Genomic DNA, 724 nt, shown 5'->3' with positions numbered 1-724 from the left:
GAGTTTTTGCATCAGATTTTCTCCAAAAATTGTTTGATGGATGTGATGACGTACGCGGCGAAGAACCCCGCGCAATAGCAGCCAAAGAGTTGCCCGAGGATCTGTAACGCTTCGCTGTGGCTCATCTTTGGCCCCCCTTGCTGAATCCCATGGCCGCAGCCACGAAGTGGGAGACAACAAGAAGCAGGTCGAAGACGGCCTGTGTGTCAGCTTCCACAGTCCGCCCTCCTTGTTACTTCTCGGCGCCAGTGGCGGCGGGTTTGCTCGCGGGCTTGGTGTCCGGCACCACGCCGATGACGTGGGGCTGGGCTTTGCCCTGGGCGGCGCCTTTCATGCGCATCAGCAGCTTCTTGCGCTTGATGTCGCCATAGCGAATGTCGCCCAGCTGGTCGAACACGGCCGGGTCGGAGGGGATTTTGCGGACGCTAAAGCCGTGCACGTCGTTCTCTTTGTCCGGATCGGGTGTTTCACCGACGAACACGCTGCAGAACTGGGTGCCCTCAACGGTGACCCGGGTCACGCTCAGTACAGTGGTGTCGTATTCAAATTGCATGGTGATTTCCTCTTGAGTGTGATTGTTCAGCGGTGCCGAACAGGGGTTGAGAGGCTCCGTAGAGCCGCTTTAGGGTTAAAGCCTGTGGACAATCCGCTGCGCGGATGGCGTTCGCCGGTTGCCCACAGGTTCGCGCTCACGCGCCCTTGTCTCGCGGGGCTCGACGTCTCC

General features: G+C 59.4%; 1 protein-coding gene. It reads right to left on the bottom strand.

The annotated features are described in order from the left end of the window. Window positions 1-232 precede the first annotated feature (232 nt). The gene (locus AAE484_RS17415) at window positions 233-553 is read right to left on the bottom strand and encodes a hypothetical protein (RefSeq protein WP_341939709.1); all 321 of its coding nucleotides are present in this window, start codon (window positions 551-553) and stop codon (window positions 233-235) included. Between the last annotated feature and the right edge of the window lie 171 nt (window positions 554-724).

This window comes from Marinimicrobium sp. C2-29 (assembly GCF_038419845.1).
GTDB lineage: Bacteria > Pseudomonadota > Gammaproteobacteria > Pseudomonadales > Cellvibrionaceae > Marinimicrobium.
This window is presented reverse-complemented; position numbering and strand designations above follow the sequence as displayed.

Coding starts and splice junctions, on each gene's coding strand:
- AAE484_RS17415 (WP_341939709.1), bottom strand. CDS start 553: ATGCAATTTGAATACGACACCACTGTACTGAGCGTGACCCGGGTCACC.